The sequence below is a fragment of the Chryseobacterium sp. HNCC26DJ241 genome (assembly GCF_057180505.1).
This window is the reverse complement of the sequence record NZ_JBXUGL010000037.1, coordinates 1-26,151: the sequence shown is the minus strand read 5'-3', so window position 1 is coordinate 26,151 and position 26,151 is coordinate 1. Positions and strand designations below refer to the sequence as shown.

Below are 26,151 nucleotides of genomic sequence, written 5' to 3'. Positions count from 1 at the left end.
TTATCAACAGCATTTTCCGGATAAATATAGACCTCAAAACTAAATTCGTTTCTTTTCTGGTATTTAACTTTTAGATCATGTAAAAGATCTGATAATGTTTTTTCTTTGATGCCATTAATACTTAAATTGTGAGAAATTTCCCGTATTTCTTGAAATATATCGGAAAGGCCTTTCTGAATTTTCTCTAAATTTTTATTATTAAGGCTTGTATTTTCTTTGGCCAATAACAACTTCATCCCTGCCAGATCACCTGCAACACCGTCATGCAGGTCTTTGGCAATACGGTTTTGTTCAGAATTTTGCCCTTCTATCAAGGCGGCCATTCTTTTCAGTTCCTGGTCTTGCAGTAGCTTTACTTTTTCCTGTTGATGATTGATATTTTCCTGGAAACGTAATCTTTTCTGAAACTGTACTTTTTTATAAACAAAGTATAAAAAACCAGCCAATAAGAGAATGAGAAATAGAGAAGTTATAATAACAAGTCTATTCTTTTTATTTTGAATTTCTTTTTGCTGGTTCAATAATTGTATTTGAGCACTTTTTTTATCTACTTCATATTTGGTAATAATTTCATTGAGGTTTTTGTTTTTCTCTACTGAAAAAATACTGTCATTTAATTTATGATACAATGTTTTATAATGATAGGCCTGCTTATAATCACTAGTTCTTTCGAATGTAATATATATGTTTTCAATTAATGCTATTTTCTCTTCTAGAGACATATTATTTTCTTTTGAGACTTCAAGAGCTTTTAAATAGAAAGAAATACTTTTTTCTAACTGGCCAAGTTTATTATAATATGTTCCCAAATTGTAGTAATAATAAAAATACAAACTCTGATCACCAATTTTGGGTATCAAATCTTTGGCAGCATTTAAATGGAATATTGCTTTTGAAAGACTTTTAAAGTTTTCATTTTGCATGAAGAGTTTATGAAGGTTAATATGTACACTGAACTGCCCATACTTATTATCAATTTCCTGAGTTATTAAAAGAGCTGTATTATAATATTTTAACGCTAAGGCAGGATTTCTTTTGTCTAATATTTGTGCTAAATTATTACAGCTTCCATACATTTCAACTTTAAGATTATTTTCTTTTGATACTTTATAATCTTCCTCATAATATTTTATAGCAGTAAGAGTATCTTTTTGTGATATGAATAGATTGCCTAAATTCTTTAATACAAAACTTTTGTTTCTATATAATTTATGACTTTCAGCTATATCCAATGATTTTAAATATAGCTCTAATGCTTTTGTATAATTATTTGATTCATAATTAATAAGTCCTAATAAGTTAAAGGAAAGTGATAGGGCTTCAAAATTTTTAAACTTTTGCGCCAAAGGAATAGAACGGTAGATATATTTCTGAGCAGACTTTTTATCGCCTTTTTTATAGTAACAAAATCCTAATATATAATAACCTCTTGACAAATAAAAATTACTTTTAATTTTCTGGCTTATAATATTAATTTTTTTGGCATAATAAAAAGAAGAATCTAAATTCTTGTTAAGGTTATTTCTGCACTTTGAAATCAGATCTTCAATTGTAGGGTTCTTTTCTTGTCCCAAGGAAAAAAAATTAATAAAAAAGAATAAAATTAAATAATATTTGTACATATAATAGAGGTAAATCTAAAAATGAATTCGCTTATAAGCAACTAAAATAAGCAAACTTATTAGAAATGACTAAAAATATAATCGCACAAAAAAATTATTTTCAACAATTTTAAAAATATCTCATCTACTAAAGTAAGTGTGATTTCGAGGAAAACCTGCATTTTTTTGATGCTTATCTTGAAAACATTTTTGTACATCTTTATATTCTTTTCAATTTCAAGGTGTACAAGAGGTATATAAAATAAGGAAATAAAAGAAACTATAAGAAAACTGTTCCATAAAAAATTGTATTTATCAGACTGAAAATCAGATAAAATCAAAGAAAAGAAAGCATGAGCAAACAATGGAAAACAAAAGTCATTTGCAAATACAGAAAGTAACTATATGTAGCAAAATTAATGCTTTGGACTAAACGTGAGACAAATGAACGCCAAAAGTTTTAAAAACATTCACTTTCAAAGACAAAAATCAGCAGTTTTGGAATTGCTTTTGATTTGTAGAATCAAATATAATTTATACTTTTGATAGTATCAAATGATATTATCATCAATGAAACCTTCTTATCAAATAACAGATAAAATTTTGACTTTAATTGCTTCTATTTCCGAAAAGATAGGAGAAATTAATGCAACTCATCTCTACAAACCTACCACAGAATTACGAAAAAGAAATCGTATAAAAACAATTCAATCTTCTTTAGAAATTGAAGGTAATACTTTAACTGAAGAACAAATTACAGCCTTACTAGAAAATAAAAGAGTAGTTGCACCGCAAAAAGATATTCTTGAAGTTCAGAATGCTATAAAAGTTTACGAGCAACTACATCAATTCAATCCTAATCAATTGAAAGATTTAGAAAAAGCTCATTCTATTTTAATGAATGGCTTGGTTGATAATGCTGGAAAATTAAGGACTACAAATGTGGGTATTGTGAAAGGCTCAAAAGTGGCACATGTTGCACCAAGTGGAACAATGGTCAATGGATTAATGAAAGACCTTTTTGCATATCTGAAAAAAGATAAAGATTTAACCTTAATAAAAAGCTGTGTATTTCATTATGAATTTGAATTTATACACCCTTTTGTTGATGGCAATGGCAGAATGGGAAGGCTTTGGCAAACTTTAATCTTAATGCAACAATATCCCGTTTTTGAATATTTACCAATTGAAAGTTTAATCAAACAAAGACAAGATGAATATTACAGCAAACTTTCTGAATCTGATAAAAAAGGTAATTCTACTCCATTCATAGAATTTATGCTAGGAATTATTCTGTGCGCTTTAGAAGAGCTTTTACAATCTCAAAATAAAACTCTTCGAACAGAGGATAGAATAGCCCTATTTAAAGAAAAAATAGGTCAAAATAAATTTAACCGAAAAGAGTATTTACAAACTTTCAAAAATATTTCTGCTCCCACTGCAAGCCGGGATTTGAAATGGGCTGTGGAACAGGGAATTTTACAAAAATCTGGGGAAATGAGGATGACGGAGTATGAGTTTTTAACTTATGCAAAAATAAGTAATTGACACTTCTTATTTTATAAACAAAACGCTTACTTAACTACTTCCCGATACAAAACTTAGAAAAAATATTCCCCAGAACCTCATCATTGGTTACTTCGCCGGAAATTTCACCGAGATGTTCCAATGCATTGCGAAGTTCATACGCCAATAATTCTGTGGAAATTTGGGAAGTGATGGCTTCTTTTACTTTATATACAGCTTCCAGAGATTTTTGCAGGGCTTCATAGTGGCGTTGATTGGTAATTACAACATTATTCTCCTCAGATTTTAATTGTTCCACATACGAAGACAATTCATTTTTAAGATCCTGAATATTTTGGTTTTCAACGGCGGAAATAGGAATAAAATCAAATTCTTGCACGATTTCTTTTCTGAAAACATCTTCTATAGAACTATAATGACTTGGCAAAACCTCATCAATTTTGGTGGCACAAACAATCACTTTCATATCCGGTCTCAAAAGCGATTTCAGCATCAGCAAATCCTCAGAAAAATCGGTAGTTTCGGCATCCAGCAAATAAACCAAAACATCCGCCTGATCTACTTTTTCTTTCGCTTTTTTCACACCAATTGCTTCAATTTCGTCGGAAGTTTCACGTAATCCGGCCGTATCAATGAGGCGAAAAGCGTGTCCTTTTATATGGAGAATTTCTTCAATAGTGTCTCTTGTTGTTCCGGCAATATTGCTTACAATTGCTCTTTCCTCTTTCAGCAAAGCGTTTAATAGTGTCGATTTTCCGGCATTGGGTTTTCCAATAATCGCAACCGCAGTTCCATTTTTAATGGCATTTCCGTATTGGAAACTGTCTATCAAAGACTTCAATTTGAGTTTTATTTTTTCAAGAAGAATTTTCAAAGCCGTTCTGTCTGCAAACTCTACATCTTCCTCTGCAAAATCAAGCTCCAATTCTATCAATGACGTAAAATTCAGCAAGTCGCCTCTTAAAATAGATATTTCATTAGAAATCCCTCCTTTCAGTTGATGAAGAGCTACTTTTCGAGAAGCCTCGTTTTCTGAAGCGATCAGATCGGCAATAGATTCAGCTTGTGAAAGATCAATTCTTCCATTCAGGAAAGCACGCATGGTAAACTCTCCTGCTTTTGCCATTCTTGCTCCATTTTTTATCAGAACTTCCAGAATTTTTTTCCCAATATGCGGCGAACCGTGAAACGAAATTTCCACAGAATTTTCAGTGGTAAAGGTTTTTGGAGCATGAAAAACGGAAACCATAACTTCGTCGATAATTTCTTGGTTGTCGGTTGATGGTTGTTGGTTGATGGTTTTTTGCTCTTGTCTATCGCTTTTTGCCTCTTGTCTGTCAGTCTGAGCGGAGTCGAAGACTTGATCCTTATTCTCCACAATAAAACCATAATGAACGGTATGAGATTTTACTTTTTCAAGATTTTTTCCTTCAAAAATTTTATTAACGATAGAAATGGAATCTTCTCCCGAAATTCTGATAATTCCTATTGCGCCGATTCCGTTTGCTGTTGCTAAAGCACAAATAGTGTCTTGTTTCATTTGGCAAATTTAATCTATTTTTGAATTAATTTTTAGAAGCTATTTCCTGCTTTCCGTTGCAATTCCTCGTTCCTTCCCAAACCCATCATTTACTGCGGAATTTCCACTACAAAACGAGAAACGAGTTTCGACGATTCCTCTAAAAAATATAAAAAAAGAGTCAATCAGGGCTATTTCTGACAAGGTTATTTTCATAAAAAATCCCATAAAATTTTGAATTTATGGGATAATTATGATTAGTAATTTTACAAAGGTTTTACCAATTCCAAAAACCAATTTAGAATGTCGCCTTCCAAATGTTTCGCAATTTTTTCTTCACACTGTTTATGATAATCATTCAGCCATTCAATTTCTTCTTGGGAAAGGATTTCTTTAACGATGGTATCTTTAAAATATGGACAGAACGTTAATGTTTCAAATTCATAAAAAGTTCCGAAATCTGTGGTTTTCCATTCTTTTACCGCTACCAAATTTTCATGTCGAATTCCGTATTGATTTTCTTTATAAAATCCCGGCTCGTTGGAAAGTACCATTCCCGGTAACAATTCTGTAGGATTTAGATCTTTTCTGAAACTTTGCGGACCTTCATGTACATTCATAAAACTTCCGACTCCGTGACCAGTTCCATGATTGTAATCTTTTCCGTGCATCCAAAGTGGGAGTCTTGCAATTGCATCCAATTGGTTTCCACGAGTTCCTTTGGCAAATTTCACCATAGAAAGACGAATCATTCCTTGAAGCACCAAAGTATAATCGGTTTTAAATTCTTCCGAAACTTCTCCCAAAGCTAAAGTTCTAGTAATATCGGTAGTTCCTTCCAAATACTGACCACCGGAATCTACAAGGATAATTCCTTCATTGGTCACTTCTTTGCTTCCGGTTTCTTTTGCAGAATAATGAGGAATAGCCGCATTTTCCTGATAACCAACAATATTTCCGAAACTTTCCCCTACAAAATTTTCCAGCTCTTTCCGGAAACCTATTAATTTTTGCCCGATAGAATATTCCGTCATCGGTTCTTTTCCTACATGGTGACTAAGCCAATAGAGAAATTTCACCATCGCAACTCCGTCTCTTTCCATTACCGTTCTGAAACCTGCCAATTCCGCTTCATTTTTTTGAGCCTTCATAATATTTCCCGGAACAGCAGCTTTTATGAAAGTATTTTTTTCTTTCAACGATTCAAAGATGAACTGGTTAGAATTAGGAGAAATCAGGATTTTCTCATTTTTCAAATTTTTCAGATATCCAAAAAACTCTTCGTACGGAATTACCTTCACTTCTGCCTCTTCGAGTTGTTTTCGGGCTTCTGTATTCAGTTTTTCCAGATCGACAAACAAAAAAGTTTCATTTAAAGTAAGAATAATGTATCCTAAAAAAACAGGATTGGCTTCCACATCACTTCCTCTTAGATTCAGAGTCCATGCTACATCATCCAAACTAGAAATAATATGCAATGTTGCTTTCTGTTCGTCCATTTTTTGTCGGATTTCGGACAATTTTTGAAAAACAGATTTTCCCGCCCTTTCCACAGGATGCACAAAAATTGGATTTTTCGGAGGAGTTGCTCTTTCTATCCAAACCTGATCCAAAAGCGGAAGATCAACCAATTCAATATTTTTTGTTTTCAGTTTTGAAGTGAGATTTTCCCAATTTGTATTCGATGTTGCAACAGCATTTACGGCTACTTTTCCACCTTCACGAACCTGAGAAATAATCCAATCCATATAATCTGGTGTTCCTTCCATTCCTTCTTTCATTAGATCAATTCCGGAACCTTCCAGTTCTTTTGGAGCTTGTACAAAATATCTTCCATCCGTCCAAAGTCCGGCTTTATCATTGGTAATCACCACAAAACCGGCAGAACCTGTAAATCCTGAAATCCACGATCTTTCTTTCCAGTTTTCAGGAAGATATTCACTCATATGTGGATCGGCAGAAAACACGATGAATGCATCTATATTGTTTTCTGTCATTTTTTCTCTTAGCAACGTTATTTTTTCGGGAGTTGTCATTTTTAGTGTAATCAAATTTTTAGATTTTATAAAATTAGAGAATTTGAATGATGTATAAAAATAACAAAGCATAAACATTGATTCCAGAATCTTTATAATGTAAATTTGTAAAGCCTTTCTGAAGTATAAATCTTGGAAGCCAAAATAGTAAAAGAAAGCCAAATGGCCTTCTTTTACTAGTACATAACCAAGAAAACTTGTTTCTCGAAAACTTAAAATTTTAATTCAATTTCTGTTGGACTTCCAAATTTTTCAAACAAATTTATATAATTTAACTATACAATTCATTAACATAGATCAAGATTGTACCTTTATTTAAATTTTTTTTCTTATGAAAAACCAGAACTATCACAATCATCGGATGTACTATCCACCTCATCATTTTGTATATCTTCCTTTATTGGTAATACTCTTAATTACAAGTATTTACAAAATTTTTACAGACAATGAAAATTACATCGTATGGATTTTATTCGGTACTATTATTTTTCTTTTGCTTTTTCTTGCCGTTATGATTCGGCAGCATTATGCGTTGGGATTGCAAAACAGAATAATAATTTTAGAATTTAAACAACGATACTTCGAATTATACGGAATGCGATCGGATGATATTGAAGAAAAATTGAATTTCGGGCAGATTGCGGCTTTGCGTTTTGCGTATGATAATGAATTCAAAATTCTTTTGGAGAAAACTCTTAAGGAAGATTTGAACGGAACCGAAATAAAAAAATTAATTAAAAATTGGAGACCTGATTATTATAGGATTTAAAAAATTGCAATACAATATAAATATTCTAAAAAGCTATTCTTTTCAAATATTTCCCTGATTCATGGAGCGAAAAAGTCCAGGAAAAACTGTAGTAAGTACCATATAAACAATAATCATAACGATAATGGCTATAACTGCTATAACAACACCTTTTGGCGGTATATTTCTTTTATCTTCCATGATGTTTATTTGTGGGGGTTGTCTTTGTTTAGAATGCAAATTCCAAGCCTTTTCTATTATCATCTGTTGTTTCTCAATCCATTTTAAAAATGTAAATTTGTGAGCAAACAAATCAACTAATTTTTTTTTATGTCAAAAGCCATATCTCAGGTTCCTTTCGCTATCAATGAGCCTGTAAAAAGCTACGAACCCGGTTCTTCAGAAGTAAAATCTCTTATCGCCACATACAAAAAAATGTGGAACGAAAAAACGGAAATCCCAATGATAATCGGAGGAAAAGAAGTAAAAACCAATGAAAAAGTAAGACTTCAGTCTCCACAAGATCATCAACATGATTTAGGATTTTATTACAAAGGCGATATGTCTCATGTAGATCAGGCAATCGAAACTGCTCTTGCTGCAAAAGAAAAATGGAATTCTTTAGGTTGGGAACAGCGTGCTTCCATATTTTTGAAAGCTGCTGATCTTATTGCCGGTCCTTACAGAGATCGTCTGAATGCAGCTACTATGATCGGACAATCCAAAAATGTACATCAGGCGGAAATAGATTCTGCTTGTGAATTAATAGACTTTCTGAGATTCAATGTAGAATTTATGACGGAGATGTATGCAGAACAGCCCGTTTCCAGTGAAGGAATTTGGAATCGTTCAGAATATCGTCCTTTAGAAGGTTTTTGCTTTGCTGTTACTCCTTTCAATTTTACAGCCATTTCCGGAAATCTTCCGTCTTGTATGGCTATGCTTGGAAATGTTGTAGTTTGGAAACCTTCGGATAAACAAGTATATTCTGCACATGTCATCATGGAAATTTTTAAAGAAGCCGGACTTCCTGATGGCGTAATCAATATGGTCTTCACAGACGGAAAAGAAACTGCTGAAAAAGTTTTGGCTCATCCTGATTTTGCAGGCCTTCATTTTACAGGCTCTACAAAAGTTTTTCAGGGAATGTGGAAAATGATCGGCGACAATATCCATAATTATAGAACCTATCCAAGAATTGTAGGAGAAACCGGAGGAAAAGATTTCGTAATGGTGCATCCGAGTGCAAATTCTGAAGCTGTAGCTACTGCTTTGGTAAGAGGTGCGTTCGAATATCAGGGACAAAAATGTTCTGCTGCTTCCAGAGCGTATGTTCCAAGATCTCTTTGGGAAGATGTAAAAAATGTGATGGAAGCTCAGTTGAAAACCATAAAAATAGGTTCACCGGAAGATCCTTCCAATTTTGTGAATGCCGTAATTGATGAAAATTCTTTCAATAAATGCAAAGGATATATCGAAAGAGCCGAAAAATCCAATGATGCAGAAATTATCTTCGGAGGAAAATGCGACAATACAACCGGATGGTTTGTAGAACCAACAGTAATTGAAACCACAAACGGACAATACGAATCTATTTGTGAAGAAATTTTCGGTCCAATTTTAACCGTTTATGTTTATGAAGATCAGGATTGGGAAAAAACCTTGAAATTAGTAGATTCCACTTCGCCTTATTCTCTTACAGGTTCTATCTTTTCGCAAGACAGATATGCTATTGATGAAGCATACAAAGCTCTTGAAAATGCAGCAGGAAATTTCTATATCAATGATAAACCGACCGGAGCTGTTGTAGGACAACAACCTTTTGGCGGAGCCAGAGCTTCCGGAACCAACGATAAAGCCGGCTCTAAAATGAATCTTTTACGATGGGTTTCTGTACGAAGCATTAAAGAAACTTTTGTTTCACCAAAAAATTATAAATATCCGTATTTGGGTTAAAATCCCGAAATTATAGAACAAAAAATCCGCAAACAAAAATTTGCGGATTTTTTATTGTGAATTCCTACAAACATCTATACTAATTTTTTCAATTTTTCGTTAAAATCATTACAGATGTTCAAAAATCAAAAAAATTAGTAGTCAAATTTTTAAGACTTTTAATTTTAACAAAAAATTATGATTTGGATTTAATTTTTGGCATAAAGTTTACATACATAATTTTATCAAATTAAATATTTAAAAACGATTAAAAAAATAAAATCATGGGAAATACTAAAAGAAACGGATTGTTAGCATTATTGGGACTTGGAGCTTTAGCATGGTGGAAATATAAAAACTCTACTCCTGAAGAAAAACAAGCCATCAAAGATAAAATAAATACTGCCAAAGATAATTTAAACAAATTTGGTAATGATCTTAAATCTAAAGCAAATGATGTAGCTTCTCAGATTAAGAACAAAGCAGACGAAACCATTTCGCAAAATTAATTTTACTTTAGTTTTTTACATTCATATAGTTTTTTACAAAAGACCGCCTTAAATTTTTAAGACGGTTTTTTTGTGGCTTCAATTGAGAAAACTAAAGGAATTTTTTGCACAAATTTTGGAATTCTATACTTTCCGGCTTCAATTTCTTCATTATGCCGAAAACAAGCGTAAGGTGAATAATCAAATTCATTAAAACTATTGATTTCCAATCCATTTTTAAGAAGTGCATTCAAAACATCTGATGTAGGATGATTCCACATTACATACTCCTGAACTATATCAGCCGACTGATCGGCATAAGTTCCTTCATAGGTTTCTACAATTGGTTTTTCGTTAAAATAACTGTATTTTACAAACTGGAAATCATCATCATACATCCATACAAAAGGATGAAATTCTACAAAAACCAATTTTCCTTCCGGTTTCAAAAAATGAGAAATCACTTTTGCCCATCTATCCAAATCCGGAAGCCAGCCAATAACACCGTAACTGGTAAAAACTATATCAAATTTTTTATTGAGAACTTCGGAAAGACGATAAATATCGGAGCAAATAAATTCTGTATCTGTTCCACATTTTTCGGCTAATTCTTTCGCCGTATCAATAGCTTTATCCGAAAGGTCTATTCCGGTCACTTTTGCACCTAATCTGGACAATGAAATGGAATCCTGACCAAAATGACATTGAAGATGAAGAATTTCTTTTCCTTCAATATTTCCCAACATATCAAGTTCTATGGAATTCAGAGAAGATTTTCCTTTCAAAAAATCTTCCACAAAATAGAAATCCGATTTCAGATGCGGCTCTACTTTTGCGTTCCAAGAATTTCGGTTGATATCAAGATAGTTTTCCATTTTTTAGTTATTTATACTTTGCAAAAGTGTGGAAAATCATTTATTGTAAAAATTCTTCTTGCGAAATTGTTTTCTGTTCTCCGCTTTCCTGATTTTTTATCGTAATTGTTTTATTTGAAATTTCTTCAGTTCCTAAAAACACAAGATTCTTCACTCCTCTTTTTTCGGAATACGAAAAGAATTTCTTCATTTTTCCAGCTTCAGGAAAGAGTTCTGCTGAGATTCCTTTTTCACGAAGTTTCGAAATAATTTTCAAAGATTCCAGAGCTTCTTTTTCTCCATAATTAGCAAAGAGATATTCAACTTTATCTTCTGTATTTTCAGGAAAAAGTCCAAGTTCTTCCATCACGAGATAAATTCTGTCCAAACCAAACGAAATCCCAATTCCCGGAATATTTTTTACCCCGAAAACTTCCGTAAGGTTGTCATATCTTCCACCACCACCAATACTTCCCATTTGTACATTTTCAGCTTTCACTTCGAAAATTGCACCTGTATAATAATCCAAACCTCTGGCTAAAGTAATATCGAAAACCAGTTCGTTTTCAATTCCTAAATTTTTACAATTTTCCAAAACAAATTCTAATTCTTCAATACCTTTTTTTCCAATTTCAGTATTTTCAAAATTTTCCTTCAAAATAGATAGTACTTTTTCCTGCGAATGGTTATCAAAAAGAAAACTTAGCTTTTCAATAGCTTCATCAGAAATATTTTTTCCCTGAAGTTCTTTTATCACTCCATCCTTTCCTATTTTATCCAGCTTATCCAAAGCAACAGTAAAATCAATGAGTTGCTCAGAAATATTGGCAAACTCTGCCAATCCGGAAAGTATTTTTCTGTTATTAATATGAATTTTTATAGAAATTTTTAAATCATTAAACGACTTCAAATAAAGCTGAACCAAGTCTATTTCCTGCCAAAGACTTTCGCTGCCTACAACATCTGCATCGCACTGATAAAATTCTCTGAAACGTCCTTTTGCTGGACGATCTGCTCTCCAAACCGGCTGAATTTGGTAGCGTTTAAAAGGAAAAGTCAATTGTCCGTGATTCATGGCTACAAAACGGGCAAAAGGAACGGTAAGGTCATAACGAAGCGCTTTGTCTGAAATCTCCTTAACTAAACTTTTAGAATCCAATCCAATATTATTATAGTAACCCGTAATAAATAAATTTAGAATAGTGGCTTTTTGTTTGTCTATTGGATCTTCACGCTCACCAAAACTATTATGTTGAACTTTGGTGTCAAATGTTTTTAAATAGTCAATGTTATTTTTAAAAAATCTAAAAATATAATCAGAATCACTTTTTGAGATATTATCAAAAAAAACTATTTCATCAAATTTTTGAATTTCACCCGACAGAATTTTATAATAATAATAATCAAAATATATTAATGACTTATAAAAATCTTCAATGTTTTGTCTCTTATTCATGAAAAAATCACCAGACTCCAGAATTTTAAAAATCAGCCGATCGCCTTCTTCTCCATATTTTCCAGTAAGTGTGGAAAGATTTTCAAAGCTCGGCGTTTCCAATGGTTGAAAACCGAATAGTTCAAAATTTTTCTGTAATGCATTGATAATGTATCTTCTTTTCACTACTTCTGTAGCAGTAAAATCACGCGTTCCTCTAGCTAAAGATGGTTTCATTTTATGAATGATAATTGATGAATGATAATTGATTTTTGCTTAATCACAAAAGATTTTTCGTCTTTAGGTTTTCAAAAAACAAATTATAAAACTTTTGATTTTTTTAATTTTTCAAAGTTTTTCTTTTGTGACTTTTGTGGTTAAAACTCTAAAAGCTCTGCAAAAATAGGGATTTTAAAAGAGTTTCAGAAACTGCTCTTTATAACTTCCGGAAACTTCAATTTCGGTATTGTCCTGTAAAACGATTTCGCCGTTTTTATGATAGGATTTTACAAAATTGAAATTCACAATATGAGAACGATGCACCCGAACTAAAGGAAAATCCAGCAATTCGTCAAAATATTTCAGGAAACGGCAAACCATTTTTTTGCTTCCGTCTTTCAGGTAAATCTGGGTAAAATTTCCATCCGCCTGCAAACGCACAATTTCATCAATTCTTGCCACATCAAAACCTTGAAGTGTTGGAAGAATAATTTGCTGCTTTTCAGGTTTTTGTTTCAGATTTTCGAGAAGAATTTTATTCCTGTTGAATTCTTCATTTTTTTCAATAGTTTCAGCGACTTTATTCACCGCAGAAATAAGCTCCTGAATATCAATTGGTTTTAAAATATAGTAAGAAGCACTTTTGTTTAAAGCCTTTAAAGAATATTCTGAAAATGCGGTAATGAAAATCGTTTCATAATCGTAATCTTTTGTGGCTTCCAAAACGTCAAAAGCGTTTCCGAAAGGCATTTCCACATCCAAAAAAACCAATTGCGGACGATGCTCCTGAATAAGCGGAACCGCCTCTTTTATATTTTCCGCTTCTGCAAGAATTTCCACTTGCGGACAATATTTCGTAAGGTAATTCCGTAAAACATTTCTTGCAATTTTTTCGTCGTCTACAATAATGGATTTTATTTTCATTCAAAAAAAATATGGTACAATTTAGCAAATCCTGATAATATTTCATAAAAAATCGGAACAATTGCTTGTCCCGATTCTAAAGTAGTAAAATTTAAAATTATGAATTTTATGATAATTCATTTGTTTGTTGAATATAGGCATCAATAATCTCAAAAGCTCTCTGCTCGTCCACTAAATTCACTTGCAGCTTGAGAGTTCTTGCAGTAGGTGTTGTGGTAAATGTCATATAAGCATCTTGTGTAAAATTTTCTATACCTGCTTCATTTAGTTTTGATTTTATCAGTTGAATTTCGGCAGGATTTTCGCTCTCAAAAACGCTCACTCTCGTTTGTCTTTCCATAACTTTTCATTTTTAAGATTTCTAAAGTAGAAAAAACTAAAACAAAAAACAAATTTGAGTCATCAAATTTTGCTGATATTCATATCGATTTTATCCAGAGCAATTTGTATTTCTTCCTGAGAAACATTAAGGTGTGGACGGAAACGAAGAGAATGTGTACCGCATCCCAAAATAATCATTCCGTCTTTATACAATTCGGTTTGAAGCTGATCTCTTTGCTCCGGTGAAGGCAAATCTATAGCACACATCAAACCTCTTCCTCTTGGATGTGAAATTTTTTCGGGATGTTTTTCTGCTAATTTTTTTAATCCTTCTAAAAGGAATTCTCCTACTCTTCTGGAATTTTCAATAAGATTTTCATTTTCTATTACTTCCAGAATGAGCTGAAAACGAAGAAAATCCATAAAATCTCCTCCAAAAGTAGAATTGATTCTGGAACTTTCTCTGAACACATTATTCGGAATCTCATCAAATTTTTCTTTGTTGGCCAAAATTCCGCAAACTTGTGTTTTCTTTCCAAAAGAAATAACATCCGGAACTACACTGAAATGTTGAAATGCCCACATTTTCCCCGTCATTCCTATTCCTGTTTGTACTTCATCAAAGATTAGTAAAACTTCATTCTGATTGCAAAGTTTTCTCAATTCTATAAAAAATTCGTCACGGAAATGATTGTCTCCACCTTCTGCCTGAATTGGCTCGATAATGATACAAGCTACTTTATCAGGATTGGAAATGATAGCCTCTTCAATATGCAATAACGCCAGTTTTTCGTTCTTGATGGTCTCTTCCAGATTTTCTTCCGTAATCGGGAAAGTAAGTTTCGGGTTTAAAATTCTCGGCCAGTCGAATTTCGGAAAATATTGATACTTTCTTGGATCGGCAGTATTGGTTAAACTCAACGTATATCCGCTTCTTCCATGAAATGCCTGCTTAAAGTGAATGCAAATTCCGGCTTGTGTTTCCAATCCTTTTTGAAAATTTTTGCGGGTTTTCCAGTCGAAACACGCTTTCATTGCATTTTCTACAGCCAAAGTTCCACCAGAAATAAAGAAAGCATACTGCAATTCTTCAGGAATAGCCACTCTTTCAAAAACTTCCATAAAATGTGCATATTCATCAGAATATACATCAGCAAGCGTAGGTTTATTAATGGCCATTTTTCCCAGCCACGCAGATTTTTCTACAAGATAAGGATGATTATAGCCAATGGATGCAGATGCAAACATGGAAAACATATCTAAAAATTCTTTTCCTGTAATTTTATCATAAATCCATGAGCCATGAGATTTTTCAAAATCCATGACAAAATCGAAACCATCTGCAAGAATGTGTCTGGAAAGGATTTCTTTTACTTTATTGGTGGTATTTGTTGCTGCAATTGCACTCATATAGTTTTCTTTAATTTAGTTAATTTAATATCATCTAAAAGCATTAGACAAGTTCAGTCTGATTTATATTTCCTATAGATCAAATTTAATTCCCTGTGCTAAAGGAAGATTTGTAGTATAATTAATGGTATTCGTTTGTCTTCTCATGTAATATTTCCAAACATCAGAACCTGATTCTCTTCCACCTCCGGTTTCTTTTTCTCCACCAAAAGCTCCACCAATTTCTGCACCCGAAGTTCCGATATTTACATTGGCAATTCCGCAATCTGAACCAGAATGAGAAAGGAATAATTCTGCCTCTCTAAGATTTTGAGTCATAATTGCAGAACTCAAACCTTGTGGAACATCATTTTGCATTTCAATGGCTTCTTCCAGATTTTTATATTTCATCAAATAAAGAATTGGCGCAAAAGTCTCATGCTGAACAATTTCGTAAGAATTTTTTACTTCAGCTATGCATGGTTTTACGTAGCAACCTGATTCGTAGTTTTTTCCCTTCAATACCTCTCCTTCAACTATAAATTTTCCGCCCTCTTTTTTACATTTTTGGATGGCTGCTTCATATTGCTTTACTGCATCTTTATCGATAAGTGGCCCTACATGATTTTTTTCGTCAAGCGGATTTCCGATTTTTATTTGTCCGTATGCTTTTACCAAACGGTTTTTCACTTCATCATAAACCGATTCGTGGATAATCAATCTTCTTGTGGATGTACAACGTTGTCCAGCTGTTCCAACTGCTCCGAAAACCGCACCAATAATAGACATATTAAGATCTGCATTTTCTGTAATAATGATGGCATTATTTCCGCCTAATTCAAGGATGGATTTTCCAAATCTTTCAGCTACTTTAGCTCCCACCATTCTTCCCACTCTGGTAGAACCTGTGAAAGAAACCAGGGGAATATTTTTATCTTCCACCAATTTTTCGCCAATAGTGTGATCTCCTACAATCATACTGGAAATTCCTTCCGGCATTTTATTTTCTTTTAAAACTTCATTGATAATATTCTGACAAGCAATTGCACAAAGACCCACTTTTTCCGATGGTTTCCAAACAGTTACATTTCCGCAAATCCAAGCTAAAGCCGTATTCCAAGACCAAACCGCCACCGGAAAATTGAAAGCTGAAATTACTCCTACAATTCCCATTGGATGATATTGCTCATACATTCTGTGTCCCGGTCTTTCGGAATGCATCGTAAAACCGTGAAGCTGGCGCGAAAGTCCAACTGCAAAATCGCAGATATCAATCATTTCCTGAACTTCACCCAAACCTTCCTGCAAAGATTTTCCCATTTCGTAGGAAACCAATTTTCCTAAATCATCTTTATATTCTCTTAATTTTTGCCCAAATTGTCTTACCAATTCTCCCCTTTTTGGTGCCGGAATAAGACGAAATTCTTTAAACGCTTGTTTTGCTGTCTCTATAATTTTGTCATAATCCTTAGCAGAACCCATTTTTATTTTAGCGATAAGTTTTCCGTCTGTCGGAGAATAAGATTCCAGCAAATCACCATTTGCAAAATACTTTCCGCCAGTTGAAACGCCTTTATTTTCTGATTTTATTCCTAAATTTTTAAGCGATTTTTCTATTCCGTAATCGTTTGATTTTTTTGACATAAAAGTTAATTTCGATTGTCCTTAAATATAATAACAATTCGCAAAACCGCAAAAACGTTTTAAAAAATCCGAATCGAATTTTACATATCCTTAAAGAAATCATGGATTTAGAACAAAACTAAATTTTTGAAAATTTGTATTTTTGTAGGAATCAAAAAAGCAAACAATGGAAAGTGATCTGAATACAGAAAATAAAACTGTTCCTGAAGAAAAAAAGTCAGTGTGGAAACGCTGGGTAAAACGTTTCGGAGTTGGAGGAATAATCTTTTTTACGGTAAAAGGAATTATTACATCTACCTTAATCTATTTCTTGGGAAAAAATTTCTGGGTCATTATTAAAGATTATGTAACTGCATTATTTGATTAATTCAATTTTACCCAGTTTTCTTTTGTAATCCAATATTCTACATTCATTTTGGTATCTTCTCCAAAATACGCAACGGGAACATCTCCTTTCAGTTCTGCTCCTAATTTTTCCATTGCTTTTCTTGACCGTCTATTTTCTTTTCCCACATGAAATTTCACCAAATCTACAAATTGAAAAATATAATCCAACATTAATTTCTTTACTTGCGGATTAAGTTTTGAACCCCAAAATTTTGTTCCATAAAATGTATATCCGATAAATATGGAATTCTCATCTTCATCATAAGAATAATAACGTGTACTTCCAGCAATTTCACCAGATTCTTTATCTATAATTAGAAAAGCTCCCTGTGAAAGCAAAGCTCCTTCAAAAAAAATTTCAAATACCTCTTTTTTATAGCGGTCTTTATTAGGATGTTGTTCCCAAATTTTGGGATCTGATGCAACTTTATAAAGGTTTTCAAAATGATCTTTCTGTAAAGGAATGAGCTTTACATTTTCATTTTCAAGAAGATGCTGAATATTCATTTTAAAAAAAATTATATTAAAAATATAAAAAAATTTACGCAAAATCTATTTTATCATTTTGAGATAATAATTTTTTTTGTAGATTTGCAAAAAATAAGTCGATTAATAAATTCATTTTAAAGCCATGTTTCATTCTTGAAACATGGCTTTCCCTTTTTTTATTGATAAACTAAAATTAAAACAAGATCGCTTTTTCCAGTTCCAGCAATTTCTGTTTTCGCCAGATTCCGCCTCCATAACCTGTAAGTTTTCCATCACTTCCGATAACGCGATGACACGGAATAATAATAGAAATTTTATTTAAACCATTGGCATTCGCAACTGCACGAACTGCTTTTGGATTTCCCAAAACATTTGCTTGTTCCTGATAACTTCTCGTTGTTCCGTAAGGAATGTCTCGCAAAACTTTCCATACATTTTTCTGAAAATCTGTACCAACAGGTGAAAGCGGAACTGTAAAATTTTTTATTTTTCCTTCAAAATATTCCGAAAGCTCTTTTTCCAATACTTTAAAATGAGGATTTTCTCCCTGTATAATGGTAGCATCAAAATATTTTGATATTTCCATGAGTTCTTTGGAAAGTGATTTTCTGTCATAAAATTCCAACATGCAAATTCCGTTTTCATCCGCACAAGCAATCATGGTTCCGAGAGGAGTTTCCACTCTTTTCAGATCAATAATTTTCTGATTTTTAGATTTTTTTGGAGAAACACCCATTATGTTTTTAAAACTTTCATTAAAACCACTTAAACTTTCATAGCCGCTATCAAAAGCTGTATCGGTAATAGCTTCACCTTGTTGCAATTTCTTGAATGCAGAATTTATTTTGAACATCCGCTGAAAAGCATGAAACGTCATCCCATGATTTTTTAAAAACCAACGACGAACTGTTGCAGGTTCTAAATGACGTTCCACTAAATCTGAATCTTTGAATTTCAGCATGGGATTTTCTGAAATTTCGTCTAAAATTTTCTGAATATATTCCGGAGTTTCGTCAGGATTTTCTAATGGTTTGCATACTTTGCAAGGACGATATCCTTTCAGAATAGCATCCTTTGTATTTTCAAAAAATTCTACATTTTCCGGTTTTGGTTTTCTCGCCGTACAAGTGGGTCTACAAAAAATTCCGGTGGTTTTTACTCCCATCCAGAAAACACCTTCAAATTCGGGATTTTTTTCTACCGAAGCATTGTACATTATTTGATCTGTAAGTTCCATAAGACAAATTCATTGATACAAATGTAATTCTTTTAAAAACCTAAATACAACCGAAAAATGAACAGATATTTTTAATTCCAAAAAACTTAAAAATAGAAATTAGATTTTTTTTGCTAAATATTGAAAAACTTCACCGATACTATTTATTAGATCAGAAGGTTGCATTGCTTCTTTAGAATATTTTTCAGCAGCAAAATCTCCGGCTTTTCCATGAAGCCAAACTCCGAAAATAGCAGCATTTTCAGGTGAATAATTCTGTGCCAGAAGCGAAGTAATAATCCCTGTCAAAACGTCTCCACTCCCACCTTTTGCCATTCCTGAATTTCCCGTAAGATTATAATACACTTTTTTTCCCGGTGAAACGATTTGTGTATGATGATCTTTTAAAATGATATAAATGCTAAATTTTTCTGCCATATTCTGGGCAAGTTCCAATCTTTCAAAAGAGTCATTTGTTTTTCCAAACAATCGCTCGAATTCTTTAGGATGCGGAGTAATAATAGAGTTTTTTGGAATAAGCTCTACATTATTAGATTTTTTGGAAATAATATTCAACGCATCGGCATCCAAAACCAAAGGTTTATTATAATTTTTTAAAAACTCAAGAAAGGCAGTTTCAGTTTCCGGATCGGTTCCCAAACCGGGACCGATTCCTAAAGTGAAATCATTTTCCACTTCGAAATGATGGATATAATCTTCACCACCGTAAAGAAACATTGCTTCCGGACATGAAGTTTGCAAAATTTCATAGCCGCATTTCGGAGCCAGAGTAAATGTAAGTCCGCTTCCTGATTTCAGAGCAGATTTTGTAGCCAAAACTGCCGCTCCTATTTTCCCGAAACTTCCTGCTGCAATACAGGATTTTCCATAATTTCCTTTATGTGAAAACTCTTTTCGTGGTTTGTAAATTTCGGAGACCAAATGATTGTCCGTAACAAAAAAATCCGTTTCAGCTTCAGAAATAAATTCTTCATTCAAACCAATATCCATAACTTGAATATCACCACAAAATTTTCCGGTTTCAGGATGCAAAAAAATGCGTTTCAGAAATTGAAAAGTAAGAGTGTGATCCGCTTGAAAAACCATAGAATCGTCTTCCAATCCTTTATCTGCGTATAAACCAGACGGAATATCAATTGAAATTTTTGGAAGGTCAAGTTTGTTCAGATCACTTATCAGGTTTTTAATTTTCCCTTGGATTTTTTTATTCAACCCTATACCAAAAAGTGCATCAATGATTACACTATCTTGTTTGAATTGAAATTTGTTCGATTCACTAAAATCATACAAACTAATACCCGAAATTTTTCTAATTCTTGAAAAGTTTATTCCTGCATCTTCCGAAAATTTCTCATTGGATCGATCCATGAAAACATTCACATCAAAACCCTTTTGATAAAGCATTCTTGCAATAGCAAATCCGTCTCCACCATTATTTCCGCAACCACAAAAAATGGAAACCTCATTTTGGTTTTTAAAATAATTCTGTATCCAATCTGCACATTTTTTTGCAGCTCTTTCCATCAATTGGATGGAAGAAACCGGTTCATTTATTATCGTATAATCATCGCATTCCCGAATCTGATCGGCAGATAGGATTTTCATTTTTTTTCTTTATTCAAAAAATTAAATATTCTCAATTTGAAGCTCAGCATCAATAATAAAATTTATTGCTTTTTTATTTAAAAAAATGATACTTTTGTTTTTATAAATATAAAAAAAATAACTATGGGTTTTATTAAAGAGTTTAAGGAATTTGCATTCAAGGGAAATGTAATGGATTTGGCAGTGGGTGTTATCATTGGTGGTGCATTTGGAGCCATTGTAAAATCTTTGGTAGATGATGTAATCACTCCATTACTTCTGAATCCGGCTTTGAAAGCTGCCGGTGCTGAAAATATAAAAGAATTGTCTTGGAATGGAGTTGCCTATGGAAATTTTCTTTCTGCCATTATCAGCTTTTTGTGTATCGCTTTTGTTTTATTTTTGCTAATAAAAGGAGCTAATAAAATCAACAAAAAACCAGAAGAAGCTCCTGCTGAACCTTCTTCTACGGATAAACTCCTAATGGAGATCCGAGATGAACTCAAAAAAAAGTAACCTATTCTAAAAAAATAAAAATCGCTTCAAAGTACTTTGAAGCGATTTTTTATCGAATACATTTAAAAAAATATATTCATATAGTATCTAACTTTTTTTAATAAACCTGTAAAATCGAACAAATTTGTTCTGCAAGAGAAAGCCCGATTCTATCCTGAGCTTCTACCGTAGATGCACCAGTGTGAGGAGTAAGAGAGATTTTTGGATGAGAAAGTATGGCTTTTGAAGGAGTTGGTTCGTTTTCAAAAACATCTAATCCAGCAAATGAAACTTTTCCGGAATCTAAGGCTTCAATCAAAGCATTTTCATCAATGACTCCACCTCTGGAACAATTTACAATTGCTACTCCGTTTTTCATATTTTCAAATTCTTTTTTCCCAATCATATATCCTTCTTTCTGAGCAGGAACATGAAGCGTAATAAAATCCGAATGTCTGAAAACATCTTCTAAAGGTTCAGTTTCAATATCTACATTGATAAACTGATTATTGTAAAATCTTACCTTAATACTCGCTTTTCCAATATTATTATCCGCAGCAATCACTCTCATTCCAAGTCCAAGCGCAATTTTTGCAACTTCCTGACCAATTCTTCCCATTCCAATGATTCCGATGGTTTTGCCACGAAGTTCAATTCCTTTTGCATAATTTTTTTTCAGATTTGCAAATTCTGTATCGCCCACAACAGGCATTTTCCTGTTAGAATCTTCCAAAAATCTTGCTCCTGAAAATAAATGAGCAAACACCAGTTCCGCAACTGACGCAGAAGATGCTTCCGGTGTATTGATCACATGAATGCCTTTTTCACGGGCATATTCCACATCGATATTATCCATTCCAACACCTCCTCTTCCAATGATTTCAAGGGAAGGACAACTATCAATAATATCTTTTCTGATTTGTGTAGCACTTCTTACCAAAACCGTTTTAATTTGATGATCATTGATAAAATCGGCCAAAAATTCTTGCGGAACTTTTTTAGTGATCACTTCAAAACCTTTCTCCGTAAGAGCATCAATTCCTGATTGATCCAGTCCGTCGTTTGCTAATATTTTCATAAAAATTTAAACATTTAAGAATTTAAAAGATTAAATAAAAAATTTAATTTTAATCTTTGAAAACCTCGATTGTTACTTGCTTTTCTACCATATCGGTAAATTTTCCTTTGTAGCGGGTTGCTTTCACCAAGTGATTATCGATCCAGTGATAGTTTCCTCCTCTTGGTTTTCCACATAATACGCTATGATATTTAAAACCATTTTTATCCAGCCAATCAATGGTGATTTGCTTCAAATCTTCCGTTCTAGAAGTAAAAAAACAAATCTGATGTCCCTGATCGTACCAACGGTTGATTGTTTCCAAAGCATCCGGATAAGGTTCGCAAGTAATCATTCTTTCAGGTTCTTCATTCGGAACATCATCTGTAATAGTGCCATCAATATCAATTAAATAGTTTTTGATATCGCCTTTCAGCATTGGGCTTAAATGGTCTTTAAATTCTAATTCCATCATCTTAAAAATTGAATGTGCAAAATTACAAAATTTACATGAAAAACACTTGTTAAAATTCATTAACATTAAAAAACCTTCAAAAAACAGTAGTAAAAACGAATTTAATTAAGAAAAAAGCTAAAAAAATTAGTCTAAAATTATACATTTTTAAAAATCAAAATCCTTCATACAAGAAATGAATATCAAAAAATTAAACAAATATTTTACAAAATGATGAAATAAACCTAAATTTGTAACAATGGAAGAACTGGTAGTTTTAGTAAATCCGAATGATGAAGTTTTAGGATTGATGGAAAAACAGCAAGCTCATATTAATGGCTTGTTGCATCGTGCATTTTCGGTTTTTCTTTTCAACTCAAAAGGTGAAATGCTTTTACAAAAACGTGCCGAAGAAAAATACCACTCTCCCAACCAATGGACTAATGCTGTATGTTCGCATCCAAGAAATGGAGAATCTTATCTGGAAGGAGCAAAACGCCGCCTAAAAGAAGAATTGGGTATTGAAACCGAACTTTCAGAAAAATTCCATTTTATTTATAAAGCAGATGTTGGAGGAAATCTTTGGGAACATGAATTGGATCATGTTTTTATCGGAATTTATGATGGAGATTTTAATCCTGACAAAAATGAGGTAAGTGAAGTTCGGTATATTTCCATGGAAAATCTTGAAAAAGAAATACAGGTAAATCCTGAAAATTTCACCGAATGGTTCAAAATAATTTTAGAAGAATATAAACATCATATCATAGAGTAATGCAAAAACTCATTCTTTTCGTTTGTGCTTTTTTCCTTTTACTTTCTTTCAAAAGCAGTAATCTCTCAGAAAAATACGAAACTGATAATTTTATCATAGAATATCCGGAACTTTGGAAGGCTACTAATGATGAGGGAATTATTAATATTTTTCCGGATAGTGAAATTGGAGCTATTACCATTTCCGGCTATCGTGATCTGAATCTTACCGAAGAACAAACCAAAATGCTAATTCTGGATGTAATTGGTTCTACTGAAAATCCTGAAAAAATTGTTGTAAAAAAATATCGAAACACAAAAGAGTATTTTTATACCTTCCTCGATGATAAAAAAAATGCAACATGGACTGCCAAAGTGATTGCAAATGACGAACTCCTTTATCTAGTGACCATTTTTTGTGAAACCAAATATTGGAACGGCAATTTCAAAAGTCTTTTCTTGGAATCGTATAATAGTTTTAAACTCAAATAATTTTTTTAAAATCTATTTTACATACTCAATTTCTAATTTTTTTATCATTCTCTAAATAGATAAATTTTATTTCAACATTGATTATAAAATTCATAACCATTCAGGTAATATGATGAAATTCTGATAATTAATAATTTTTACCGTTCACATATTATTTTTTTTATTCATCTTATTCAATAAAAAATTTAAATTTTAGACTTTTATTCAAAATTATTTTAAATGAACTTCGTTATATGTGATAAAAACTTTTATAAAAATCTTTATGACATTAAAAGAAGCGATTCTCCAAATTTTGGAAGATTCTCCTAAACTTATAAGCTCTTTAGAAATTACTCAAAATATTATTAACAATAATTATTATGATTTTACAGATTGTAAAAAACCTCCAACTGCTGTATCATCCTTGCTTGGAGACTTCATTAGATTTGGAGACAGCAGAATAAAAAGAATTAAAAAAGCAGGGTTATATTTTTATTATTTAACAAAATTTGAACAAGATTTAGAATTAGAAATATTATCTTGTGTAGCACAAAAAAATCAAATCATAAGCAAAAAAAATATTCAAAAAACTTTTGACGAAAAAGATTTGCATAAGCTGTTAAGCTCCTATTTAAAAAACATCGGTATATATTCTAAAACCATTTCGCATGAAAAATCGAATATGAAAGATAACAATCAAACATGGACGCATCCCGATATGATAGGAATTAAATTCCTGAATCTTAAAACCTCAACCAGCCATAATTTTTTGAAATCCATCAATAAAGTAGATACTTTCAAGCTAAATTCTTATGAAATAAAAAAAGAAATAAACAATGACAGCGATTTAAAAAAAGCCTTTTTTCAGGCAGTTTCTAATTCTAGCTGGTCAAATTATGGTTATTTGGTGGCTTTTGAAATAGGTGATAATTTGCGAGAAGAAATGAGCCGGCTTAATCAGTCATTTGGAATAGGAATAATAGAACTAGATGCAAATCCATATAGAAGTAAGGTGCTTTTTCCTGCAAAATATAGAGATTTGGATTTTAAAACCATAGACAAATTATGCATGATAAATCCCGGTTTTGAAAAATTTATTGAACAAACAGACAAACTTCTTACTGCAGAAGAAAGGTATTATAAATCCACAGAAAAAGAACTTAATGAATTTTGTGATAAATATTTTTTGAATGATGCAGAAATAGAAATATATTGCAACCATAAAAATATACCACTTAAATAATTAAAATATTTGTGATGAACAAAACAGCTTTATATAACAAACACCTTTCTTTAGGGGCGAAAATCGTTCCTTTTGCAGGATTTGAAATGCCGGTACAATATTCCGGAGTTACCGAAGAACACTTTGCTGTAAGAGAAAAAGCAGGAATTTTTGACGTTTCGCACATGGGACAGTTTTTTATTGAAGGTTCCGGTTCCAAAGAACTTCTTCAATATGTAACATCAAACGATGTAAATGTTTTGGAAAACGGAAAAGCACAATATTCCTGTCTTCCGAACGGAAATGGCGGAATTGTGGACGATCTTATCGTTTACAAAATGGATGATGAAAAGTATTTCGTAGTCGTGAATGCATCCAATATTGAAAAAGACTGGAACCACATTTCAAAATACAATGAAAAATTCGGAGCAAAAATGACCAATGTTTCTGATGAAACTTCTCTTATTGCTGTTCAGGGTCCAAAAGCTACAGAAATTTTGCAAAAGCTCACTGATACTAATCTTTCAGAAATTCCATATTATCATTTTACTGTGGGAACTGTTGCGGGAATTAGTGATGTAATTATTTCCAATACAGGATACACTGGAAGTGGCGGTTTTGAGTTGTATTTTAAAAATGATACTTCGACTTCGCTCAGTACTATAGCCGAAAAACTTTGGGATGCAATTTCGGATGCGGGAAAAGATGAGGGTTTGATTCCTTGTGGTTTGGCGGCAAGAGATACTTTGAGATTGGAAAAAGGTTTTTGTCTTTATGGAAATGACATTGATGATTCCACTTCTCCTTTGGAAGCCGGATTAGGTTGGATTACAAAACTGGATAAAGGAGATTTTGTAGATTCAGAATTTCTAAAAAAACAAAAAGAAGAAGGAATTTCCAGAAAATTAGTAGGTTTTGAAATGCAGGAAAAAGCAATTCCAAGACACGATTATCCGGTAGTAGGCGGAGAAGGAAATGTAATAGGAAAAGTAACTTCCGGAACGATGAGTCCGATGAGAAAAATTGGAGTTGGATTAGCTTATGTTGATAAACCAAATTTCAAATTAGGTTCGGAAATTTTTATCCAGATTAGAAATAAAAATATTCCGGCAAAAGTGGTGAAGATTCCTTTTGTATAAAAATGTAAAAAGCAGCGTAATTGCTGCTTTTTCTATTTAATTGAAATTTGTCTGGAAGCATGAGTTGCATTTTCTTTTTTGGGAATTTCTATTTTTAGAATTCCATTGTCGTAGTTGGCTTCTATTTTTTCATCATCGGCAATATCCGGAAGAGTAAAAGATCGATTAAAAGATTTATAATTAAACTCTCTTCTTGTAAAGTTTCCGTTTTTGTCTTTTTCTT

The 26,151-nt window shown here is 32.5% G+C and carries 26 protein-coding genes; 10 read left to right on the top strand and 16 right to left on the bottom strand.

Features of this window, described 5'->3' with window-relative positions:
- Nucleotides 1-1,574: tetratricopeptide repeat-containing sensor histidine kinase (locus AC2A1C_RS13960; protein ID WP_484026443.1), on the bottom strand; the 1,574-nt coding region annotated here is incomplete at its 3' end.
- A gap of 597 nt (nucleotides 1,575-2,171) precedes the next feature.
- On the opposite strand from AC2A1C_RS13960, the gene AC2A1C_RS13955 reads away from it, so the two are divergent.
- Nucleotides 2,172-3,149 carry a Fic family protein gene (locus AC2A1C_RS13955; RefSeq protein ID WP_484026441.1) on the top strand — a complete coding sequence of 326 codons (978 nt, stop codon included), beginning with the start codon at nucleotides 2,172-2,174 and terminating at the stop codon, nucleotides 3,147-3,149.
- A gap of 34 nt (nucleotides 3,150-3,183) precedes the next feature.
- Here the strand turns inward: AC2A1C_RS13955 and mnmE are convergent, their stop codons facing one another.
- Both mnmE and AC2A1C_RS13945 read right to left on the bottom strand, forming a co-directional pair.
- Nucleotides 3,184-4,668, bottom strand: coding sequence for a tRNA uridine-5-carboxymethylaminomethyl(34) synthesis GTPase MnmE (mnmE, locus tag AC2A1C_RS13950; protein ID WP_484026440.1), 1,485 nt, complete (start codon nucleotides 4,666-4,668; stop codon nucleotides 3,184-3,186).
- Between the two features lie 245 nt (nucleotides 4,669-4,913).
- Nucleotides 4,914-6,683 carry an aminopeptidase P family protein gene (locus AC2A1C_RS13945; RefSeq protein WP_484026438.1) on the bottom strand — a complete coding sequence of 590 codons (1,770 nt, stop codon included), beginning with the start codon at nucleotides 6,681-6,683 and terminating at the stop codon, nucleotides 4,914-4,916.
- A gap of 331 nt (nucleotides 6,684-7,014) precedes the next feature.
- Between AC2A1C_RS13945 and AC2A1C_RS13940 the strand changes: the two genes are divergently transcribed.
- Entirely contained in the window at nucleotides 7,015-7,452 is a 438-nt protein-coding gene (locus AC2A1C_RS13940) for a DUF6526 family protein (RefSeq protein ID WP_484026437.1), read from the top strand.
- 42 nt (nucleotides 7,453-7,494) lie between these two features.
- Here the strand turns inward: AC2A1C_RS13940 and AC2A1C_RS13935 are convergent, their stop codons facing one another.
- Nucleotides 7,495-7,632: a hypothetical protein gene (locus AC2A1C_RS13935; protein WP_484026436.1), complete on the bottom strand. Its 138-nt coding sequence runs from the start codon at nucleotides 7,630-7,632 to the stop codon at nucleotides 7,495-7,497.
- 129 nt (nucleotides 7,633-7,761) lie between these two features.
- Here AC2A1C_RS13935 and pruA point away from each other — a divergent pair, with 129 nt between their 5' ends.
- Nucleotides 7,762-9,387 carry an L-glutamate gamma-semialdehyde dehydrogenase gene (pruA, locus tag AC2A1C_RS13930; protein ID WP_484026435.1) on the top strand — a complete coding sequence of 542 codons (1,626 nt, stop codon included), beginning with the start codon at nucleotides 7,762-7,764 and terminating at the stop codon, nucleotides 9,385-9,387.
- A 263-nt stretch (nucleotides 9,388-9,650) separates the two neighbouring features.
- On the top strand, nucleotides 9,651-9,875 hold the full coding sequence (locus tag AC2A1C_RS13925; RefSeq protein WP_484026434.1) for a YtxH domain-containing protein: 225 nt from the start codon (nucleotides 9,651-9,653) through the stop codon (nucleotides 9,873-9,875).
- 56 nt (nucleotides 9,876-9,931) lie between these two features.
- Here the strand turns inward: AC2A1C_RS13925 and AC2A1C_RS13920 are convergent, their stop codons facing one another.
- From AC2A1C_RS13920 to amaB, 6 genes are all read right to left on the bottom strand, one after another.
- A complete protein-coding gene (locus tag AC2A1C_RS13920; RefSeq protein ID WP_484026433.1) occupies nucleotides 9,932-10,729 on the bottom strand; it encodes a class I SAM-dependent methyltransferase in 798 nt (265 codons plus the stop codon).
- 40 nt (nucleotides 10,730-10,769) lie between these two features.
- Entirely contained in the window at nucleotides 10,770-12,380 is a 1,611-nt protein-coding gene (hisS, locus tag AC2A1C_RS13915) for a histidine--tRNA ligase (RefSeq protein ID WP_484026432.1), read from the bottom strand.
- Nucleotides 12,381-12,554: 174 nt separating this feature from the next.
- Nucleotides 12,555-13,286, bottom strand: a complete 732-nt coding sequence (locus tag AC2A1C_RS13910; RefSeq protein ID WP_484026430.1) for a LytR/AlgR family response regulator transcription factor — start codon at nucleotides 13,284-13,286, stop codon at nucleotides 12,555-12,557.
- Between the two features lie 106 nt (nucleotides 13,287-13,392).
- Nucleotides 13,393-13,626, bottom strand: a complete 234-nt coding sequence (locus tag AC2A1C_RS13905; RefSeq protein WP_484026429.1) for a DUF2007 domain-containing protein — start codon at nucleotides 13,624-13,626, stop codon at nucleotides 13,393-13,395.
- A 62-nt stretch (nucleotides 13,627-13,688) separates the two neighbouring features.
- A complete protein-coding gene (gene lat, locus AC2A1C_RS13900) occupies nucleotides 13,689-15,017 on the bottom strand; it encodes an L-lysine 6-transaminase (RefSeq protein WP_484026427.1) in 1,329 nt (442 codons plus the stop codon).
- A 72-nt stretch (nucleotides 15,018-15,089) separates the two neighbouring features.
- Nucleotides 15,090-16,640 carry an L-piperidine-6-carboxylate dehydrogenase gene (amaB, locus tag AC2A1C_RS13895; protein ID WP_484026426.1) on the bottom strand — a complete coding sequence of 517 codons (1,551 nt, stop codon included), beginning with the start codon at nucleotides 16,638-16,640 and terminating at the stop codon, nucleotides 15,090-15,092.
- Nucleotides 16,641-16,806: 166 nt separating this feature from the next.
- Here amaB and AC2A1C_RS13890 point away from each other — a divergent pair, with 166 nt between their 5' ends.
- Nucleotides 16,807-17,007: a hypothetical protein gene (locus AC2A1C_RS13890; protein WP_484026425.1), complete on the top strand. Its 201-nt coding sequence runs from the start codon at nucleotides 16,807-16,809 to the stop codon at nucleotides 17,005-17,007.
- On the opposite strand, the gene AC2A1C_RS13885 is transcribed toward AC2A1C_RS13890, so the two are convergent.
- The 3 genes from AC2A1C_RS13885 to AC2A1C_RS13875 form a co-directional block, all read right to left on the bottom strand.
- Nucleotides 17,004-17,534: a GNAT family N-acetyltransferase gene (locus AC2A1C_RS13885; RefSeq protein ID WP_484026423.1), complete on the bottom strand. Its 531-nt coding sequence runs from the start codon at nucleotides 17,532-17,534 to the stop codon at nucleotides 17,004-17,006. The two genes, AC2A1C_RS13890 and AC2A1C_RS13885, sit on opposite strands and share 4 nt — an antisense overlap.
- A 175-nt stretch (nucleotides 17,535-17,709) precedes the next feature.
- A complete protein-coding gene (locus AC2A1C_RS13880; RefSeq protein ID WP_484026422.1) occupies nucleotides 17,710-18,753 on the bottom strand; it encodes a bifunctional transcriptional activator/DNA repair enzyme AdaA in 1,044 nt (347 codons plus the stop codon).
- A gap of 99 nt (nucleotides 18,754-18,852) precedes the next feature.
- Nucleotides 18,853-20,358, bottom strand: coding sequence for an NAD(P)H-hydrate dehydratase (locus AC2A1C_RS13875; protein WP_484026421.1), 1,506 nt, complete (start codon nucleotides 20,356-20,358; stop codon nucleotides 18,853-18,855).
- A 123-nt stretch (nucleotides 20,359-20,481) separates the two neighbouring features.
- On the opposite strand from AC2A1C_RS13875, the gene mscL reads away from it, so the two are divergent.
- The gene (gene mscL / locus AC2A1C_RS13870; protein WP_484026420.1) at nucleotides 20,482-20,853 is read left to right on the top strand and encodes a large conductance mechanosensitive channel protein MscL; all 372 of its coding nucleotides are present in this window, start codon (nucleotides 20,482-20,484) and stop codon (nucleotides 20,851-20,853) included.
- Nucleotides 20,854-20,950: 97 nt separating this feature from the next.
- On the opposite strand, the gene AC2A1C_RS13865 is transcribed toward mscL, so the two are convergent.
- Entirely contained in the window at nucleotides 20,951-21,910 is a 960-nt protein-coding gene (locus tag AC2A1C_RS13865) for a D-2-hydroxyacid dehydrogenase (RefSeq protein WP_484026419.1), read from the bottom strand.
- Between the two features lie 49 nt (nucleotides 21,911-21,959).
- Nucleotides 21,960-22,361 (bottom strand): LNS2 domain-containing protein, encoded by a 402-nt coding sequence (locus AC2A1C_RS13860; protein WP_484026418.1) that lies wholly within the window; start codon nucleotides 22,359-22,361, stop codon nucleotides 21,960-21,962.
- A 241-nt stretch (nucleotides 22,362-22,602) separates the two neighbouring features.
- Here AC2A1C_RS13860 and idi point away from each other — a divergent pair, with 241 nt between their 5' ends.
- From idi to gcvT, 4 genes are all read left to right on the top strand, one after another.
- Complete coding sequence (gene idi, locus AC2A1C_RS13855; protein ID WP_484026417.1) at nucleotides 22,603-23,118, top strand: isopentenyl-diphosphate Delta-isomerase; 516 nt, start codon at nucleotides 22,603-22,605, stop codon at nucleotides 23,116-23,118.
- Nucleotides 23,118-23,588, top strand: a complete 471-nt coding sequence (locus AC2A1C_RS13850; RefSeq protein WP_484026416.1) for a hypothetical protein — start codon at nucleotides 23,118-23,120, stop codon at nucleotides 23,586-23,588. Before idi ends, AC2A1C_RS13850 begins: the two co-directional genes overlap by 1 nt.
- 262 nt (nucleotides 23,589-23,850) lie before the next feature.
- Nucleotides 23,851-24,810 (top strand): HTH domain-containing protein, encoded by a 960-nt coding sequence (locus tag AC2A1C_RS13845; RefSeq protein ID WP_484026415.1) that lies wholly within the window; start codon nucleotides 23,851-23,853, stop codon nucleotides 24,808-24,810.
- A gap of 14 nt (nucleotides 24,811-24,824) precedes the next feature.
- Complete coding sequence (gene gcvT / locus AC2A1C_RS13840) at nucleotides 24,825-25,928, top strand: glycine cleavage system aminomethyltransferase GcvT (RefSeq protein ID WP_484026414.1); 1,104 nt, start codon at nucleotides 24,825-24,827, stop codon at nucleotides 25,926-25,928.
- A gap of 32 nt (nucleotides 25,929-25,960) precedes the next feature.
- On the opposite strand, the gene AC2A1C_RS13835 is transcribed toward gcvT, so the two are convergent.
- The coding region (locus AC2A1C_RS13835) for an Hsp20/alpha crystallin family protein (RefSeq protein WP_484026413.1) at nucleotides 25,961-26,151 on the bottom strand (191 nt) is incomplete at its 5' end.

Bases quoted from the DNA above. Each gene is read 5' to 3' on its own strand.
- AC2A1C_RS13935 (WP_484026436.1), bottom strand. From the start codon at position 7,632: ATGGAAGATAAAAGAAATATACCGCCAAAAGGTGTTGTTATAGCAGTT.
- AC2A1C_RS13865 (WP_484026419.1), bottom strand. From the start codon at position 21,910: ATGAAAATATTAGCAAACGACGGACTGGATCAATCAGGAATTGATGCT.
- pruA (WP_484026435.1), top strand. From the start codon at position 7,762: ATGTCAAAAGCCATATCTCAGGTTCCTTTCGCTATCAATGAGCCTGTA.
- amaB (WP_484026426.1), bottom strand. From the start codon at position 16,640: ATGTCAAAAAAATCAAACGATTACGGAATAGAAAAATCGCTTAAAAAT.
- AC2A1C_RS13880 (WP_484026422.1), bottom strand. From the start codon at position 18,753: ATGGAACTTACAGATCAAATAATGTACAATGCTTCGGTAGAAAAAAAT.
- AC2A1C_RS13940 (WP_484026437.1), top strand. From the start codon at position 7,015: ATGAAAAACCAGAACTATCACAATCATCGGATGTACTATCCACCTCAT.
- hisS (WP_484026432.1), bottom strand. From the start codon at position 12,380: ATGAAACCATCTTTAGCTAGAGGAACGCGTGATTTTACTGCTACAGAA.
- AC2A1C_RS13850 (WP_484026416.1), top strand. From the start codon at position 23,118: ATGCAAAAACTCATTCTTTTCGTTTGTGCTTTTTTCCTTTTACTTTCT.
- AC2A1C_RS13945 (WP_484026438.1), bottom strand. From the start codon at position 6,683: ATGACAACTCCCGAAAAAATAACGTTGCTAAGAGAAAAAATGACAGAA.
- AC2A1C_RS13885 (WP_484026423.1), bottom strand. From the start codon at position 17,534: ATGAATATTCAGCATCTTCTTGAAAATGAAAATGTAAAGCTCATTCCT.
- AC2A1C_RS13845 (WP_484026415.1), top strand. From the start codon at position 23,851: ATGACATTAAAAGAAGCGATTCTCCAAATTTTGGAAGATTCTCCTAAA.
- AC2A1C_RS13890 (WP_484026425.1), top strand. From the start codon at position 16,807: ATGGAAAGTGATCTGAATACAGAAAATAAAACTGTTCCTGAAGAAAAA.
- gcvT (WP_484026414.1), top strand. From the start codon at position 24,825: ATGAACAAAACAGCTTTATATAACAAACACCTTTCTTTAGGGGCGAAA.
- mnmE (WP_484026440.1), bottom strand. From the start codon at position 4,668: ATGAAACAAGACACTATTTGTGCTTTAGCAACAGCAAACGGAATCGGC.
- AC2A1C_RS13860 (WP_484026418.1), bottom strand. From the start codon at position 22,361: ATGGAATTAGAATTTAAAGACCATTTAAGCCCAATGCTGAAAGGCGAT.
- mscL (WP_484026420.1), top strand. From the start codon at position 20,482: ATGGGTTTTATTAAAGAGTTTAAGGAATTTGCATTCAAGGGAAATGTA.
- AC2A1C_RS13920 (WP_484026433.1), bottom strand. From the start codon at position 10,729: ATGGAAAACTATCTTGATATCAACCGAAATTCTTGGAACGCAAAAGTA.
- AC2A1C_RS13925 (WP_484026434.1), top strand. From the start codon at position 9,651: ATGGGAAATACTAAAAGAAACGGATTGTTAGCATTATTGGGACTTGGA.
- AC2A1C_RS13910 (WP_484026430.1), bottom strand. From the start codon at position 13,286: ATGAAAATAAAATCCATTATTGTAGACGACGAAAAAATTGCAAGAAAT.
- AC2A1C_RS13955 (WP_484026441.1), top strand. From the start codon at position 2,172: ATGAAACCTTCTTATCAAATAACAGATAAAATTTTGACTTTAATTGCT.
- idi (WP_484026417.1), top strand. From the start codon at position 22,603: ATGGAAGAACTGGTAGTTTTAGTAAATCCGAATGATGAAGTTTTAGGA.
- AC2A1C_RS13875 (WP_484026421.1), bottom strand. From the start codon at position 20,358: ATGAAAATCCTATCTGCCGATCAGATTCGGGAATGCGATGATTATACG.
- lat (WP_484026427.1), bottom strand. From the start codon at position 15,017: ATGAGTGCAATTGCAGCAACAAATACCACCAATAAAGTAAAAGAAATC.
- AC2A1C_RS13905 (WP_484026429.1), bottom strand. From the start codon at position 13,626: ATGGAAAGACAAACGAGAGTGAGCGTTTTTGAGAGCGAAAATCCTGCC.